Annotated in this window: 15 protein-coding genes and 1 tRNA gene; 10 read left to right on the top strand and 6 right to left on the bottom strand. The window is 64.8% G+C overall.

Annotated elements, in window-relative coordinates; genetic code table 11:
• The first annotated feature begins 68 nt into the window (after positions 1 to 68).
• Genes AC0L3C_RS11340 through AC0L3C_RS11330 form a run of 3 tightly spaced genes read left to right on the top strand, consistent with a single transcriptional unit; the run spans position 69 to position 1,985 of the window.
• A complete protein-coding gene (locus AC0L3C_RS11340; RefSeq protein ID WP_473408010.1) occupies positions 69 to 656 on the top strand; it encodes a hypothetical protein in 588 nt (195 codons plus the stop codon).
• A gap of 7 nt (positions 657 to 663) precedes the next feature.
• On the top strand, positions 664 to 849 hold the full coding sequence (locus tag AC0L3C_RS11335; RefSeq protein ID WP_473408009.1) for a hypothetical protein: 186 nt from the start codon (positions 664 to 666) through the stop codon (positions 847 to 849).
• An 11-nt stretch (positions 850 to 860) separates the two neighbouring features.
• Entirely contained in the window at positions 861 to 1,985 is a 1,125-nt protein-coding gene (locus AC0L3C_RS11330; protein ID WP_473408008.1) for a tyrosine-type recombinase/integrase, read from the top strand.
• Between the two features lie 81 nt (positions 1,986 to 2,066).
• On the opposite strand, the gene AC0L3C_RS11325 is transcribed toward AC0L3C_RS11330, so the two are convergent.
• Together AC0L3C_RS11325 and AC0L3C_RS11320 are read right to left on the bottom strand one after the other, a co-directional pair.
• Positions 2,067 to 2,142, bottom strand: a tRNA-Ile gene (locus tag AC0L3C_RS11325).
• A gap of 379 nt (positions 2,143 to 2,521) precedes the next feature.
• Entirely contained in the window at positions 2,522 to 3,496 is a 975-nt protein-coding gene (locus AC0L3C_RS11320; RefSeq protein WP_473408007.1) for a Bug family tripartite tricarboxylate transporter substrate binding protein, read from the bottom strand.
• 107 nt (positions 3,497 to 3,603) lie between these two features.
• Here AC0L3C_RS11320 and AC0L3C_RS11315 point away from each other — a divergent pair, with 107 nt between their 5' ends.
• Positions 3,604 to 4,581: a TAXI family TRAP transporter solute-binding subunit gene (locus AC0L3C_RS11315; protein WP_473408006.1), complete on the top strand. Its 978-nt coding sequence runs from the start codon at positions 3,604 to 3,606 to the stop codon at positions 4,579 to 4,581.
• A 130-nt stretch (positions 4,582 to 4,711) separates the two neighbouring features.
• On the opposite strand, the gene AC0L3C_RS11310 is transcribed toward AC0L3C_RS11315, so the two are convergent.
• Both AC0L3C_RS11310 and AC0L3C_RS11305 read right to left on the bottom strand, forming a co-directional pair.
• Positions 4,712 to 5,938 (bottom strand): ABC transporter substrate-binding protein, encoded by a 1,227-nt coding sequence (locus AC0L3C_RS11310; protein WP_473408005.1) that lies wholly within the window; start codon positions 5,936 to 5,938, stop codon positions 4,712 to 4,714.
• Between the two features lie 99 nt (positions 5,939 to 6,037).
• Positions 6,038 to 6,931, bottom strand: a complete 894-nt coding sequence (locus tag AC0L3C_RS11305; RefSeq protein WP_473263307.1) for a substrate-binding domain-containing protein — start codon at positions 6,929 to 6,931, stop codon at positions 6,038 to 6,040.
• A gap of 299 nt (positions 6,932 to 7,230) precedes the next feature.
• On the opposite strand from AC0L3C_RS11305, the gene AC0L3C_RS11300 reads away from it, so the two are divergent.
• From AC0L3C_RS11300 to AC0L3C_RS11290, 3 genes are read left to right on the top strand one after another with little or no spacing between them, the layout of a single operon-like run.
• The gene (locus AC0L3C_RS11300) at positions 7,231 to 8,064 is read left to right on the top strand and encodes an ABC transporter substrate-binding protein (RefSeq protein ID WP_473263306.1); all 834 of its coding nucleotides are present in this window, start codon (positions 7,231 to 7,233) and stop codon (positions 8,062 to 8,064) included.
• Positions 8,065 to 8,118: 54 nt separating this feature from the next.
• Complete coding sequence (locus AC0L3C_RS11295; protein ID WP_473408004.1) at positions 8,119 to 9,225, top strand: molybdopterin-binding protein; 1,107 nt, start codon at positions 8,119 to 8,121, stop codon at positions 9,223 to 9,225.
• Between the two features lie 12 nt (positions 9,226 to 9,237).
• Complete coding sequence (locus AC0L3C_RS11290) at positions 9,238 to 11,187, top strand: molybdopterin biosynthesis protein (protein ID WP_473263304.1); 1,950 nt, start codon at positions 9,238 to 9,240, stop codon at positions 11,185 to 11,187.
• Positions 11,188 to 11,194: 7 nt separating this feature from the next.
• Here AC0L3C_RS11290 and mobA read toward each other — a convergent pair whose 3' ends face one another.
• Together mobA and fdhD are read right to left on the bottom strand one after the other, a co-directional pair.
• Positions 11,195 to 11,872, bottom strand: a complete 678-nt coding sequence (mobA, locus tag AC0L3C_RS11285; protein WP_473282239.1) for a molybdenum cofactor guanylyltransferase MobA — start codon at positions 11,870 to 11,872, stop codon at positions 11,195 to 11,197.
• Positions 11,817 to 12,707 (bottom strand): formate dehydrogenase accessory sulfurtransferase FdhD, encoded by an 891-nt coding sequence (gene fdhD, locus AC0L3C_RS11280; RefSeq protein WP_473408003.1) that lies wholly within the window; start codon positions 12,705 to 12,707, stop codon positions 11,817 to 11,819. Before fdhD ends, mobA begins: the two co-directional genes overlap by 56 nt.
• A 208-nt stretch (positions 12,708 to 12,915) precedes the next feature.
• Between fdhD and mobB the strand changes: the two genes are divergently transcribed.
• From mobB to AC0L3C_RS11265, 3 genes are read left to right on the top strand one after another with little or no spacing between them, the layout of a single operon-like run.
• Complete coding sequence (mobB, locus tag AC0L3C_RS11275) at positions 12,916 to 13,443, top strand: molybdopterin-guanine dinucleotide biosynthesis protein B (RefSeq protein WP_473408002.1); 528 nt, start codon at positions 12,916 to 12,918, stop codon at positions 13,441 to 13,443.
• Between the two features lie 9 nt (positions 13,444 to 13,452).
• Positions 13,453 to 14,709 (top strand): molybdopterin molybdotransferase MoeA, encoded by a 1,257-nt coding sequence (locus tag AC0L3C_RS11270; protein WP_473408001.1) that lies wholly within the window; start codon positions 13,453 to 13,455, stop codon positions 14,707 to 14,709.
• Between the two features lie 55 nt (positions 14,710 to 14,764).
• Positions 14,765 to 15,028, top strand: coding sequence for a sulfurtransferase TusA family protein (locus AC0L3C_RS11265; protein ID WP_473408000.1), 264 nt, complete (start codon positions 14,765 to 14,767; stop codon positions 15,026 to 15,028).
• Positions 15,029 to 15,142 lie beyond the last annotated feature (114 nt).

Raw genomic sequence — 15,142 nt, 5'->3', positions numbered from 1 at the left:
TCAACATATCTATTGCTTCAGCCGGGACTTTTCTGCAAAATGCGGGAACCGTCGGTAAAGGTCTGCAAATGCCCACCGCGCCCGTCTTTACGGTCAGTTACGCGAAGGTCGAGGCTGCTCTCGTCAAAATGCACGACATTGCACCAGACGATGTCTCGGCTTTCCGCGCTCGGTTTGGCGCACTACAGCGCGGCGGGATGCTGGGAGCGGAAAACCAGCCGGGGAAGGGGCGCAAGCTGGAGTATGGCCCCGATCAGATGCACCGTGTGGCGCTGGCATTCGAGCTGGTTCAGTGTGGCATCGCGCCGGGTATCTTCCTGCCTCTAATCGAACAGTACTGGGACAGCAGGCTGCGCAATATTTACCAGAGGGCGGAACAGGCGAACGTCCGCGAGACCCCCGACGTGGTGCTGATCTTGGTAGGCGTTGCCGCCCTCAGCCCGGAGTCGCCGGTCCCCAACATCAACCACACAACGCTGGACAAGATTTCGGAGCGCTTAAAGTTGCTGGACGGCGACGGCCTGCCAGCACGCGCGGTGCTGGTGAACGTGAGCGCGCAGTTGCGCAAGTTTCACGACGCTCTCGCACATTATCATTTGCAGCCGGAGCCTCTGGTCCAGGTCACCAAAGGCAATCGACGCCGGGTAAAGCGATGAGATCGGGATGAGCAAGACCTCCGCCAGATTTAACCTTGCCGACATCAGCCGCGCCACAAAGGCGGCCAAGGCCGAGGGTGCTGCTGCCGTGGAAGTCTTGCCCGATGGCACCATCCGAATCGTGATCACCGAGAGGCATGGAGACGAGAAGCCAAAGCCCGAAGAACCCAAGCACCGCGATTTCAAACTTTGAGAGTTGATGAAATGCCGAAACCTAACCTCCCATTCCTGCACCGCTACGAAAAGCGCGGCAAGGTCAAATTCTACGTCAAGCTGTCGAAGCGTCAGCCCGGTCGGGGCACCCTGATCAAGGGGCTCTATCACAGCGAAGCGTTTATGGCCGAATACCATGCGGTGGTGCGCGGTACGCCGGTCGCGCCAGCATCGCTGATCGCCAAGGACGGCAAGGGATCGGTTGGCTGGCTGATCAAGCTCTATCGCCAATCGCGCGATTGGGGCGAGCTGCTCTCGCATGGGACGAGGAAGCAACGCGGCCCGATCCTGAAGCAGGTCGAGACCGCTGCCGGCGATCTGCCGATCAGTGCCGTCACGCGCAAGAAGATCGAGGATGGCGTCTCGGCCCGCACGCCGAACCAAGGACGCCATTTCAAGAACACCATGGCGGCGTTGTTCAAATGGGCCGTCGCGAACGAACTTCACGACCGTAACCCGGCCGACAACATCAAGGTCACTCGTGGCGATGGCGAGGGCCACCTCGCATGGCCAATCGAGATGATCGAGCAGTACGAACAGCACTGGCCGCTCGGCACCAAACAGCGGCTGGTGTTCGACGTGTTCCTCTACGTCGGCCTGCGGCGCGGCGATGCAGCCCGGCTAGGCAGGCAGCATATGAAGGGCGGCTTCGTCCACCTGATGACGGAGAAGAGCGGCGGCACGATGCCGATCTATGTGCCGATCAACCCCGCGCTGGTGGCGTCGATCAAGTCTTGTCCGCCGCCGGGGCTGGCGATCCTCTCCACCGATCGCGGCACGCACTACACCAAGGAAGCGCTCGGCAGTTTCTTCCGCGAAGCAGTCGAGGCCGCCGGCATTCCGGTGAGCCGTAAGGGATCGCGCAAGAAAGGCTATTCCGCGCACGGCCTGCGCAAGGCGTCGGCGACGATCTTCGCCGAGGGCGGCGCCAGCGAGTCCACATTGAACGCGATATTCGGCTGGACCGGCTATCAGATGGCGCAGCTGTACACCAAGAAAGCCGACCGTAAGCGGCTAGCCGCACGCGCCTCGACGCAGTGGGTCCGGCCCTCGTCCGACGAGGTGGTGGGCCCCAGTGAACTCGCATTCCTGCAGCTTGAAAAAGAACGCGACTAGAACAGCAGTAGTCACCCCCTGTGGGGCGGGGGTGACCACAAGGTTAAAAAGATTAATGAATTCAAAGGCGAGGGTCCGTTCTGGTGGGCCCGGCAGGACTCGAACCTGCAACCAGACCGTTATGAGCGGCCGGCTCTAACCATTGAGCTACAGGCCCCGCCGCGGGACGGCCGCGAAAGCGGCGGCCGGCAACGGTGCGCGGTTCGTTTACAGGGACGGAGGCGGGGGTGCAATGCTGGCTCCGGCGGTTCGAAACGTCGGCGCGGCAAGGTCGGAGATTTTTGAATAACCGAAATTGGCGATGATGCCCTTATAGTCCTGTTTTGCCCGACGGCGCAAGGCCACCTCGCCGAGCCTTCGCCGCCGCCCTCTGGCAATCACGCCAGGGGGTTCGGTTTTCGATTCTGTAACCCCTTGTAATCCCAAGACGTTTCTACTGTGCATGGGGTTGTTTTCGCACGTTTTGTTGGGAGGGGGCTTCGGTCCCCTCCGATGTCGCGTTGGCGCGCTGCAGACGCGCGGCAGTTCCCCCGGCGCTAGTCCACCGACACGCCGGCGAACTCCACCACCTTGCGCCACTTCTCGGTCTCGTCGGTGACCAGCTTGCCGAACTCGGCCGGCGTCATCGGCTTGGGGATGCCGCCGGTCTCGGTGAGGCGCGCGACCAGCTTCGGGTCCTTCAGCGCCTCGTTGACGGCCTTGTTGAGGATCTCGATCACATCAGGCGGCGTGCCCTTCGGCGCGGAGATGCCGTAGAAGCCGACCGATTCGAAGCCGGGCAACGTCTCGGCGATCGCGGGAACGTCAGGCACGCTCGGCCAGCGCTGCGGCGAGGTGACGCCGAGCGCGCGGACATTGCCGCCCTTGGCCTGCTCCATCGCGGAGGGGAGGTTGTCGAAGATCAGCTGCACCTTGTTGGAGATGATGTCGGGGAAGGCGATCGCAGATCCCCGATAGGGCACGTGCACCATGTCGCACTTGCTCATCACCTTGAACAGCTCCGCCGACATGTGCACCGAGGTGCCGTTGCCGGACGAGGCAAAGGAAATCTTGCCGGGATTGGCCTTGCAGTAGTCGATGAACTCCTGAACCGTCTTCGCCGGGAACGCGTTGGAGACGACCAGCATGTTGGTGAGCTGCATGATGCTCGCCACCGGCACGGTGTCGCGCAGGAAGTCGAACGGCAGCTTCTTGTAGAGCGAGGTCGAGATCGCGTTGTTGGGCGCGACGAACAGCAGCGTGTAGCCGTCCGGCGGTGAGGTGATCGCGGCAGCGGCCGCGATGTTGCCGCCGGAGCCGGTGCGGTTCTCGACGATGAACTGCTGGCCGAGGCGGTCCGACAGCCACTGCGCCATGATCCGCGCCACGATGTCGACCGGGCCGCCGGCGGAGAAACCGATCAGCCAGTGCACGGGACGGTCGGGATAAGCGGCGGAGGCGGGAGGTGCGGCGCCCAACAGCGTAGAAAGGAAAACCAGCCCGAAAACACTGTTACGCAAAATTCGCAACATGACGCCTCCCATTGTTCTATTGTCGTTGGGCTGCATGCTTTCACAAAATCGGGGCGCTGCCTACATCGCCGCAAGTCGATGTTGACGCGCCCCCGCCGGGACCGACCATGAGATTCGCTATCACTCTTGTTCTCGGCGCGGCGCTGCTTTCAAGCCCCGCTGCTGCTCAAACCGGAGGCAACGCCATTCCGACCACGACACCCGTCCTGACGATCAGCTTGGGCACCGCGACGCCCGGCGGCGGCTTTCCGCTCTATGGCAACGCCTTCGCGCAAGCGATGAACGCGGCCGATCCGCAAGTGATCATCGCCCCGCGCAACACCAAGGGCAGCAACGAGAACATTCCGCTTCTGGAGAAAGGCGAGCTCGATCTCGCTTTGGTCGCGGGCGAGCCGGCCTATGAAGCCTTCGCCGGCATCGGCCGCGCGCCGGTACGGTTGAGGATTCTGACCGCGATCTATTCCAACCCCGGCATGTTCGTGGTGCGCGCGGACAGTCCGTACAAGACCATTCGCGATCTCGTCGGTCAGCCCGTCGCATTCGGCGCCAAAGGCTCGGGCCTGCCGATCCTGGCGCGCTACGTGCTCGATGGTCTCGGGTTGAAGCAGGACGAGGACTTCAAGGCCGTCTATCTCGACCGCGCCGGCGACGGCCCCGCGATGGTCGAGGACGGCCGCGTCGCAGCACTCTGGGGCGCCGGCATCGGCTGGCCCGGCTTTGCGGCGGTAGCCTCGAGCGGATCAGGCGCGCGCTTCATCGCGCCCAGTGCCGAGGAGATCACGCGCATCCGCGCCAAACACGCGTTCCTCAAGCCGCTCACCGTACCGGCCGGCAGCTATCCGAACCAGTCCGCGCCGATCGCCTCGCTGGGGTCCTGGAGTTTTGTGCTGACGCGCGAAGATCTGCCCGACGATGTCGCCTATCGGCTGGCGAAGACGCTGCATGGCGTCGAGCCGACATTCTGCAAGCAGCTTGCGCAGGCCTGCGAGACCACCGCCGCGAACACGGTCGCCGCCGCACCAAAGCCCGAGCTGATCCATCCCGGCGTCGCAAAATACTTTCGCGAAATCGGAGTGCTGAAGTAGCGAGCGCCTGTACCCGCAATCGTCATGCCCGGGCTTGTCCCGGGCATCCACCTTCTTGGCGCCGCACGGAGATCGTGGATGGCCGGGACAGGCCCGGCCGTGACGACCTCTCTCGCGCGTTGCTACACCCTCACTTCTTCACCATCGCGCACGCCGGGTCCGGCGGACCGAACGCCTTGTCGCCCGAGATCGTCGTGAGGATCTTGTAATAGTCCCACGGATATTTGCTCTCCTCCGGTGTCTTCACCTGCACCAGCCAGAGGTCGTGCACCATCAGATTGTCTTCGCGTAAGCGGCCGTTGCGGGCGAAGAAATCCTCGATCGGCTTTTCCCGCATCTTGGCCGCGACCTTGAGCGGGTCGTCCGTGCCGGCGTCCTTGATGGCGTTGAGATAGTGCATCACGCTCGAATAGACGCCGGCCTGCCACATCGACGGCATCTTGTTCATCTTGGCGAAGTAGCGCTTCGACCATTCTCGCGTCTTGTCGTCCAGATCCCAATAGAACGAGGTCGTCAGCAACAGCCCTTGCGCGGCCTGCAGGCCCAGGCCGTGAATGTCGGTGATCAGCGCCAGCAGCGCGGCCATCTGCTGGCCGCCCTTGAACACGCCGAACTCGGAGCCGGTCTTGATCTCGTTCATGTTGTTGGGCGGACCGGCGGCGATGCCGATGATCTTGGCCTTGGAGGCCTGCGCCTGCAGCACGAACGAGGAGAGGTCGGGCGTTGCCAAGGGTGGCTTCACCGAGCCCAGCACCTTGCCGCCATTGGCGGTCACGACCGCGGAGGCGTCGCGCTCCAGCGAATGGCCGAAGGCGTAGTCGTCGGTGATGAAGAACCAGCTGTCGCCGCCGCGCTTGACCACCGCGTCCGCGGTGCCGACCGCGAGCGCGCGGGTGTCGAACACCCACTGGATCGCATAGGGCGAGCAGAACTTGCCATGGAAATCGGCGGTGCCGGTGGAGTGGGTGATGAACAGCCGCTTCTTCTCGTTGGCCATGTTCTGCACCGCGAGCCCGACCGCGGAGACCGGCACGTCGACGATCAGATCGACCTGGTCGACGTCGTACCAGCGCCGTGCAATCGCGCCGCCGATGTCGGCCTTGAGCTGATGGTCGCCGACGACGATGCTGATCGGCTTGCCGAGCACGGTGCCGCCGAAATCATCGATCGCCATCTGCGCCGCCGTCACCGAGCCCTGGCCGGTCGGCGCGGAGGCCGGACCGTTCATGTCGGTGAGCACGCCGATCTTGACGACGTCGTCCGACACCTGCGCGATTGCGGCGCCCGGCAGCAGCGTCGTCAGGAACATCGTTGCAAAGCCGGCAGCAACCGGCAGTCCAAATCTCGTTGGCTTCATGCTTGTCCTCCCCTGATCCGGCGCGTTGGCCGGTGTGCCCCCGGGTATGGCCCGGCTGAATTGGTTTCTTTTGCAACTATTTGGGGGCGGGCGTCAACGTCAGCCGGCGAAGCGGATTTGTCCGGCCGGCGAGGGATCGTAGCCGGTCAGCTCCGCGGCGCGCTGGAGCAACCGCTTTTCGCTGAGGAACCGGATCAGGCCCTGCATGGCGGGGCGGAAATAGCTGCGCTGCCGCATCGCGAGGTCAAAGTTCTCCCAGACCAGCGGCACGAAATCGAGGCCGGCCGAGCGCGCGGACGCACGCGTCGCGATGCCGCAATCGGCTTGTCCCGCGCGGACGATCTCGGCGAGATCCGGCCCGGTCAGGGCCGGGGTCTCGATCCGGCGCAAATCGCGGGTCGAGGCGCCGGCGCGCTTGAGCAGCACATCGAGCAGCATCTGCGCGCCCGTGCCCTGTTGCCGCATCGCCATTCTGGCCCCGAGCGCGAGCACGTCGGAAAGGCCGCGCAGCCGCTTGGGATTGCCCGGCGGCAGCACGAGACCCTGCTCGCGGCGCACGAACGCGACCAGCAATGCATCATGCAGGTCCGGAGCGTCTCGCAGGACCGTCGCATTGGCGTCGGCGGCGAGATTGCCGTCGGCATCGAGGCTGTGGAAGTGCATGGCCACGGCCAGCACCTCGTCCCGCTGCAACCGCTCGAGCCCGCGCGCGCTGCCCTCGCTCATCGATCCCAGGCCCGAGCCGGATTCGCGCAGACTCCAATCCAGAAGCTCGTCCTGGCTGCCGCCGACGACCGGCGGCGGCTCCGCGATCAGCATGCCGGCCGGACGCGCCAGTCCGGACAGCACCCAGAGGTCGAGCTCGTGCCGCGGGAAGAGCCACTTTCCGGTTACCTTGGTGCAGGGGATCGCACCGGTGGTGACGAGTTCGTAAAGCTTGCGTTCGCCGAGCCGAAGATAGTCGGCGGCTTCGCTGGTCGTCAGGAATTCCATCCTGCATTCCTATGCAAATTCTTGCTTCTTTTGGTGCTCGACGCAGGTGGAATCTGCATTTCAAGTTTTGTCCGCCACGACCATGCCCGATCATCTCGCTGCTTTGCAACACATCCCCACGCGCGATCTCTGCTTTGGTGAACGATCCTGAATCGCTCGCGTGGGGCGGATCTTGCGGCAGTCGCGCGCGCCGCATTGCCGGAATTTCCCGACACGGCGGGCACAACGAGCAAACGCGTCACGAGTGCGGCGCAATCGATCATCATCATGATCGCGTCATAGCCAGTGGGAACCCGATCATGGCCGTCCGCCGCCTCTCCATTGCACTCGCGCTTCTCTGCGGCCTCGCCGCGAGCGTTGCGGCGTCATCCGCGGAGGACCGCGCCATCGTCATGGCCACGACCACAGCGACGCAGGAGTCAGGCTTGCTCGACTATCTGCTGCCGATCTTCCGTGAGAAGACCGGCATCGAGGTGACGGTGATCGCGCGGCGCGCCGACGAGGTGCTCGACGGGGCACGAAGGGGCGAAGTCGATGTCGTGCTGATGCATGCACGGCCGCAGGAGGAGAAATTCGTTGCCGACGGTTTTGCGGTGAAGCGCTTCGATGTGATGTACAACGACTATGTGCTGATCGGGCCGAAGAGCGATCCCGCCGGCGTGAAGGGCAAGGACATCGCGACCGCGCTGAAGGCGATCGAGGCCAAGGGCGTGCCGTTCGTGACGCGCGGCGACCGCTCGGGCACGCACGCCGCGGAGCTCGCGCTCTGGATCGTCGCCGGCATCGACATCGCCCGCAACAAGGGCGGCTGGTATCGCGAAGCCAAGCAGGGCATGGCCTCCGCCCTCGACGCAGCGCGCACGGCGAACGCCTATGTGCTGTCCGACCGCGGCAGCTGGATCGCTTTTCGGGAGCGCGGCGATCTCGACATCGTCGTCGAAGGCGACAAGCGGCTGCTCAATCAGTACGGCGTGATGCTGGTGAACCCCGCGAAGTTTCCGAACGTGAAGAAGGAGCTGGGGCAGGATTTCGTCCACTGGCTGATCTCGCCCGACGGGCAGGCGGCGATCGCCGGATACAAGGTCGACGGACAACAACTGTTCTTCCCCAATGCGGACAAGTCGGGCGGCTGACGTTCGTATCGCCAGCGGTTGCCAAACCGGGCGATGCGTGGTCCATCATGACGCATGACCCAGCGCCTGCCGCCATCGCTGACGCCGCTCGACGCCGCGCTCGCCGCGTTGCTGACGGGGCTTGATCCGGTCGCGGCGGTGGAGTTGCCGCTGAGCGAAGCGGCCGGCTGCATCGCGGCCGGCAATCCGCTGCTCGCGGCCCGACCGTCCCGTGACGTCGCTGCCGCCGACGGCTGGGCGCTATGCGCCAATGATCTGGTCGGCGCGTCCTCCTATTCACCGCTGCCTCTCGCAACAGCGCCCCCTTGGGTCGACGCCGGCGACGCGATGCCGGCCGGATGCGACTGTGTGCTCGATGCCGACGCAGTCGAGGTATCTGGTCCGCTAGTCCAGGTGTTGGCGGAGAGCGTGCCAGGGCAAGGCGTCAGGCGCGCTGGAAGTGACATCGACGGACGCACGCCTGCCGCGGCAGAGGGGTATCCGATCGGTCCTGGCGCTCCGCTGCTGGCGCGCGCCGCCGGACTGGACCGACTGAGCGTGCGCCGTCCGCGGCTGCGCATTGTCAATGTACCAGGCGCAACGGGGACCATGCATCTGATTGCGGACATCGCACGCGCCGCAGGACTGGATGTGCAAACGCACGAGGCCGGCGCGCGAGACGCGGGATCGATTGCGGGGGCGTTCGGCGCGCCCACCTGCGATCTCCTGCTGACGATCGGCGGCAGCGGTCTCGGTCGCAAGGATGCAGCCGTCACGGCGCTGGCTCGGCATGGTCATGTGATCGCCCATGGTCTTGCGCTCCAGCCCGGACGCACCGCCGCAATCGGGCGGCTCGGAACCATTCCTGTCGTCGCCTTGCCCGGATCGCCGGATCACGGGCTTGCGGTCTGGCTTGCGCTCGTGCTGCCGCTCCTCGACCGGCTATCGACGCGGCTGCCGCGCCGACAGATAGCCTTGCCGCTCGCGCGAAAAATTGCATCAAGCGTCGGGATCGCCGAAATGGTCCTGCTGGCCGAGGAACATCATGCCTGGGTGCCGCTTGCGGTAGGAGAATGGCCGCTCCAGGCAATTGCCCGTGCAGATGCATGGCTGCTTGTTCCCGCCAACCACGAGGGATTTGCAGCGGGCGCGCCGGTCGATGCCTATCTGATTCGGGAATGATATGGGTTTAGCATGACCATGATCCCGCAATCGCAAGTCCGCAGCGCGCTCGAGCAGGAGCAGTTCCTCAAAATCCTTTCCCGCGAGGAGGCCCTGGCTCGCTTCGAGGCCGCGCTGTTTCCGCGCGCGCTTCCGAGTGAAACGCGCAAACTCGGTGCTGCGCTCGGCGCGTCGCTCGCTGAAGACATCACTGCGCCAATCGACGTGCCGCCGTTCGACCGTTCCAATGTCGACGGCTTTGCGGTGCGCTCAGCGGACCTTGCAACAGCCGGCGAAGGCGCGGCGGTTCGCCTCGGGCTGAATGGCGAGACCATTCACTGCGGCATCGTACCGGCGCTGCAAGTCGCCGCGGGAACGGCAACGCCGATTGCCACCGGCGGTCCGCTGCCGCGCGGTGCCGATGCCGTGGTCATGGTCGAGCATACCCAGCCGGCAGGATCGGGGGCGATCGACGTCCGTCGCGCGGCCTCGCCCGGGCAATTCGTATCCTACGCAGGATCCGATATCGCGCGCGGCGAGGCGCTGCTGCGCGCCGGCACGATCATCGGCTCGCGCGAGGTCGGCATGCTGGCGGCTTGCGGTCTTGCCGAGGTGAGCGTCGTGCGCAAACCTCGTGTTGCCGTGATCTCCACCGGTGACGAACTGGTTCAGCCCGGCGCGGTGCTCGCGCCTGCTGCGATCTACGACACCAACGGCGCGATCGTCACTGCTGCGATCGACGAGAACGGCGGAGAGGCGGTTTTCCTCGGTGCCATTCCCGACGACGAAGTTCAGCTCGAAGCCGCCATGCGACGTGCGCTCGCGGACGCCGACATGCTGGTGCTCTCCGGCGGCACGTCGAAAGGCGCGGGCGACCTGTCCCATCGCATCATCGGCCGGCTCGGTCAGCCCGGCATCATTGCGCATGGCATTGCGCTCAAGCCCGGCAAGCCGCTGTGCCTTGCGGTGTGCGACGGCAAGCCGGTGGTGATCCTGCCGGGATTTCCGACCTCGGCGATGTTCACCTTCCACGACATGATCGTGCCGGTGCTGCGCAAAATGGCCGGACTGCCCCCGCGCTCCGATGCCAAGGTGAGCGCAACCGTGCCGGTGCGCATTGCTTCCGAGCTCGGCCGCACCGAATTCGTCATGGTCTCGCTGGTCGAAGGCAAGGACGGCTTGATCGCCTTTCCCTCCGGCAAGGGGTCCGGTGCGATCACTTCATTCGCGCAGGCCGACGGTTTTCTGCGCATCGACGCGCTCGCCGACCAAATGCCGGCCGGGACCGAGGCCGAGGTGACGCTGTTCACGCCGCATGTGCGGGTGCCCGATCTCGTCATCGTGGGCAGCCATTGCACTGGCCTCGATCTCGTCACGGCGCAACTCGCGCATGCCGGCCTGACCGTGCGCTCGATTGCGGTCGGCAGTCTCGGCGGACTTGCGGCGGCACGGCGCGGCGAATGCGATCTTGCGCCGATCCATCTGTTCGATGACAAGAGCGAAGCCTACAATACGCCTTACCTCGTTGAAGGGCTCGAGCTCGTGCCGGGCTGGCGGCGGATGCAGGGCATCGTGTTCCGCAAGGGCGACAAGCGTTTCGAAGGCCACAGCGCGAAGGACGCCGTCGCCGCGGCGCTCGCGGATCCCTCCTGCATCATGGTCAACCGCAACCAGGGCGCCGGCACGCGCATCCTGATCGACCGGTTGCTCGGTGGTGCGCGCCCGGACGGCTATTGGAACCAGCCGCGCTCGCACAACGCGGTGGCCGCAGCGGTCGCACAGCATCGCGCCGACTGGGGCATGACCATTGCGCCGGTCGCCCATGCGGTCGGCCTCGGTTTCATTCCGCTCGCGGAGGAGCATTATGACTTCGCGCTGGTGACGGCGCGCAAGCAGCGGCCGGCAGTGCAGGCCTTTCTCGCTGCACTCAGTTCGGACGAAGCGCGCGCCGCGCTGGAGCGGGCCGGATTCCGACCGGCGTAGCGCTTGATTAATACGCCGCATCCAGTGCGGCCAGCCGTTCGGCTTCCGCGATATCCTCGACCGTGTTGGCATTGAAGAACGGATCGAGCGGCTCGGTCGGCCATGTTACGGTCGCGAGCGGATAACGCGCGGTCCAGCGATCTATCTTGCGGAGGTCTTCGACCACCAGAGCGTGACGCAGTTCGTCGCGCAAGCCAACGCGCCACAAGCCGATCACCGGATGCGATTGGTCGCCTGACGCTGCGACGGCGAGCTCGGCATTCGCCGCGATGCGTTCTTCATGCAAGCGCGCGACCAGATCGCGCGGCAGGAATGGGCAGTCGCCGGCGGCACTGAGCACCCATTCCACCTCAGGCCGGTTCGCCGCGGTCCAGTCGAGCGCGGCAAGGATGCCGGCGAGCGGACCGGGAAAGTCGGGCACGTCGTCGGCGACGACCTGCAAACCGAACGTGGCGAAGCGGGCGGGATCGCCGTTGGCATTGAGGATCAGCCCGCTGCATTGGGGTGATAGGCGCGCGATCACGCGTTCCAGGATGGTGCGACCGCCAATGGTGCGCATCGGCTTGTCGCCGCCGCCCATGCGCCGCGCGAGGCCGCCGGCGAGCAGCACGCCTTGCGTGGTCGGACAGCTAATCGTCACCACCTTCACCCTTGCGCTTGTGCTTGGCCGATTCCTCCTCGACATAAGCGAGGTTCTGGTCGTAGACGATGCGCTCTTCCCCCGACAGCGCGATGAACCGCTTACCGCGCGCGCGTCCGACCAGCGTCAAGCCCACCTGCCGGGCGAGATCGACGCCCCAGGCGGTGAAGCCGGAGCGCGACACCAGGATCGGAATTCCCATGCGGACCGTCTTGATCACCATCTCGGAGGTGAGCCGTCCCGTGGTGTAGAGGATCTTGTCGGATGCATCGACGCCGTGGCGGTACATCCAGCCCGCGATCTTGTCGACGGCGTTGTGACGGCCGACATCCTCGGTGTAGCAGAGCGGTTCGCCCTCCCTGCACAGCACGCAGCCGTGGATCGCACCGGCTTCCAGATAGAGCGAGGGCATGGTGTTGATGGTCTGAGTCATCTGGTACAGCCAGGAGGTACGCAGCTCCGCTTTCGGCAGCGCCACGCTCTCGACCGCCTCCAGCAGATCGCCGAAGGCGGTGCCCTGCGCGCAGCCCGAGGTCTGCGTGCGCTTCTTCAGCTTGGCTTCGAAATTGGTGTGGTGCTCGGTGCGCACCACCACGACCTGGAGATCGTCGTCGTATTCGACCTCGGTGACCGCGTCATTATACTTCAGCATGTTCTGATTGAGCAAATAGCCCAGCGCCAGATATTCCGGATAGTCTCCGATCGTCATCATGGTGACGATCTCCTGCGAATTCAGGTAGAGCGTCAGCGGGCGCTCCACCGGCACCTTGATCTCCATCCTGGCGCCGGACTGGTCGATCCCGGTCACGCTCTCGGTGAGCCGCGGGTCCTCGGTGTCAGGGACGATCAGGGGCACTGGGGCTTTGTCGATCTTCATCATGGCCGCGACGTTAGCATGACATTCGGGTCAAGCCGATATAAGCATGCTAGCGAGAGAACGAAATGCCGCCTATTCGTCATTGCGAGCGAAGCGAAGCAATCAAGGCTGCCGCCGTGGATGCATTCCTGGATTGCTTCGCTGCGCTCGCAACGACGGAGGAGAGAGTGGTTCCATCAAGGACCAGGTCGTTCGGGGAGACGGAGCTGGCATGAAAGTCATCGGCCTTGCGGGCTGGAGCGGTGCGGGCAAGACCACGCTGTTGACGCGGCTGATCCCGCATTTCAATGCGCTTGGCTTGCGCGTCTCGGTCATCAAGCATGCGCATCACCAGTTCGACGTCGACGTGCCCGGCAAGGATTCCTGGCGCCATCGCGAGGCCGGCGCGGCCGAGGTGCTGGTTGCTTCGTCAAATCGCTGGGCGCTGATGCACGAGTTGCGCGGGGCGGCAGAGCCGCGTCTGCCGGAACTGTTGAGCAGATTGTCGGCGGTCGATCTCGTCGTGGTCGAGGGTTTCAAGCGCGAGCCGCATCGCAAGATCGAGGTGCATCGCGCCGCCAACGACAAGCCGTTGCTGTTTCCCGATGATCCAGGAATTTTCGGGATCGCGGCCGACGTCGCCATTGAAACCAGACTGCCGACCGTCCATCTCGACGATATCGCTGCAGCCGCGGAATTGCTGCTGCGCGCCGCGATGCCAGTCGAGGAAGCGGTCGCGAAAAGCGCTGCGATGCGCTGACGAGGCACCATGGCTCAACTGTCGGACGATTGTTTTGCCTTCGGCGGACCGATGATGTCGGTCGACGAGGCCGTTGGCCTGATCACGACGCGCGTCAACGCGATTGTTGATCTCGAAACCGTGGCGCTCATTGATGCAGATGGGCGGGTGCTGGCCCGCGATATCGCGGCGCCGCTTCCGTTGCCGCCCTTCACCAATTCCGCTGTTGACGGCTACGCCGTGCGCAACGCAGATCTTCCGGACAGCGTCGAGCGGGCACTCCCGCTCGACGGCCGCATCCAGGCCGGCGGTCTGGCACTGGCGCCGATCAAGGCCGGCCACACCGCGCGCATCTTCACCGGCGCGCCGATGCCGCCGGATGCCGAAACCGTCTTCATGCAGGAAGACGTGCAGGTCGATGATGCCGGCCGAATTGTGCTGCCGCCAGGGCTCAAGCCGGGCGCGAATGTCCGCCCTGCGGGAGAGGACATTCCCCAGGGCCATATCGCGCTGCGCGCAGGACAGCGCTTGCTGCCGCAGCATGTCGCGCTCGCGGCCGCGTTCGGCCTTCTCAGGCTCGACGTCGTCAGGCGCGTCCGTGTCGCGGTGTTCTCGACCGGTGACGAACTGGCCTCGCCCGGCGAGCCGCGCGCAGCCTCGCAGCTGTTCGACTCCAACCGCTTGATGCTGATGGCGATGCTGCGCCGGCTCGGCTGCGACGTCAGTGATCTCGGCATCTTGCGCGACGAACGCACTTCGCTTGCGGATGGCCTGAAGCGGGTAGCAGGCAGCCACGATCTGATCCTCACCACCGGCGGCGTATCGACCGGGGAGGAGGATCACGTCAAGGCGGCGGTCGAGAGCATCGGCTCGCTGGTGTTGTGGCGGATGGCGATCAAGCCGGGACGGCCTGTGGCGATGGGCATCATCGAGGGCACGCCGCTGATCGGATTGCCCGGCAATCCCGTCGCGAGTTTCGTCACCTTCGTGCATGTGGTGCGGCCGACGGTGCTGGCGCTTGCGGGCAGCCTGCCGGCGCCGCTGTTGCCGATTCCGGTGCGCGCGGCATTCACCTACAAGAAGAAGGTGGGGCGTCGCGAATATGTTCGCGCCTCCTTGCGGCGCATGCAGGACGGCGCACTCGAGGCAATCAAGTTTCCACGCGAGGGGGCAGGGCTGTTGTCCTCGCTGGTCGACACCGACGGCCTCATCGAGCTCGATGAGGAGGTCACGCGCGTCGAGCCGGGGCAGAGCGTGGGTTTCTTGTCCTATGCCGACTTGCTCTGAATCTGGACCTTGTCTTGGCGTTGACGCCATTGGCCCCTCCCGCCATGTTGCGCCGATGACCAGAACGACGCTCGATCTCACCGGACTGAAATGCCCGCTGCCTGCCCTGAAGACGCGCAAAGCGCTGAAGCCGTTGCAGCCGGGCGATCAGCTCGAAGTGTACTGCACCGATCCCCTGTCGGTGATTGACATTCCAAACCTGATCCGGGAGACCGGCGACATGGTGGAGATCACCGAGCGCAGCGAGGCGCGTATCGTGTTCTTGATTGAGAAGGCCGATCGATCGATAGAAAATATCAATGGTGCGCCGCCCACTTAGCCGGCGGTCACTCGGTTGATACCTACCTTTTGTCTATCGACATCGATCACCACTTCTGCCCCAATTGAGTTCCTCCGCCGAGACGCGGAGGTCGAGTCTTGCCTGCGATATGCG

The sequence above is a fragment of the Bradyrhizobium sp. WSM4872 genome (assembly GCF_055811715.1).
The sequence above is the reverse complement of the archived record's forward strand: the minus strand, read 5'-3'. Positions and strand labels throughout refer to the sequence as shown.

Coding starts and splice junctions, on each gene's coding strand:
- mobA (WP_473282239.1), bottom strand. CDS start 11,872: ATGTCGAGGAGGAATCGGCCAAGCACAAGCGCAAGGGTGAAGGTGGTG.
- AC0L3C_RS11315 (WP_473408006.1), top strand. CDS start 3,604: ATGAGATTCGCTATCACTCTTGTTCTCGGCGCGGCGCTGCTTTCAAGC.
- fdhD (WP_473408003.1), bottom strand. CDS start 12,707: ATGATGAAGATCGACAAAGCCCCAGTGCCCCTGATCGTCCCTGACACC.
- AC0L3C_RS11265 (WP_473408000.1), top strand. CDS start 14,765: ATGACCAGAACGACGCTCGATCTCACCGGACTGAAATGCCCGCTGCCT.
- AC0L3C_RS11330 (WP_473408008.1), top strand. CDS start 861: ATGCCGAAACCTAACCTCCCATTCCTGCACCGCTACGAAAAGCGCGGC.
- mobB (WP_473408002.1), top strand. CDS start 12,916: ATGAAAGTCATCGGCCTTGCGGGCTGGAGCGGTGCGGGCAAGACCACG.
- AC0L3C_RS11290 (WP_473263304.1), top strand. CDS start 9,238: ATGACCATGATCCCGCAATCGCAAGTCCGCAGCGCGCTCGAGCAGGAG.
- AC0L3C_RS11310 (WP_473408005.1), bottom strand. CDS start 5,938: ATGAAGCCAACGAGATTTGGACTGCCGGTTGCTGCCGGCTTTGCAACG.
- AC0L3C_RS11300 (WP_473263306.1), top strand. CDS start 7,231: ATGGCCGTCCGCCGCCTCTCCATTGCACTCGCGCTTCTCTGCGGCCTC.
- AC0L3C_RS11305 (WP_473263307.1), bottom strand. CDS start 6,931: ATGGAATTCCTGACGACCAGCGAAGCCGCCGACTATCTTCGGCTCGGC.
- AC0L3C_RS11335 (WP_473408009.1), top strand. CDS start 664: ATGAGCAAGACCTCCGCCAGATTTAACCTTGCCGACATCAGCCGCGCC.
- AC0L3C_RS11320 (WP_473408007.1), bottom strand. CDS start 3,496: ATGTTGCGAATTTTGCGTAACAGTGTTTTCGGGCTGGTTTTCCTTTCT.
- AC0L3C_RS11270 (WP_473408001.1), top strand. CDS start 13,453: ATGGCTCAACTGTCGGACGATTGTTTTGCCTTCGGCGGACCGATGATG.
- AC0L3C_RS11295 (WP_473408004.1), top strand. CDS start 8,119: ATGACCCAGCGCCTGCCGCCATCGCTGACGCCGCTCGACGCCGCGCTC.
- AC0L3C_RS11340 (WP_473408010.1), top strand. CDS start 69: ATGCCCACCGCGCCCGTCTTTACGGTCAGTTACGCGAAGGTCGAGGCT.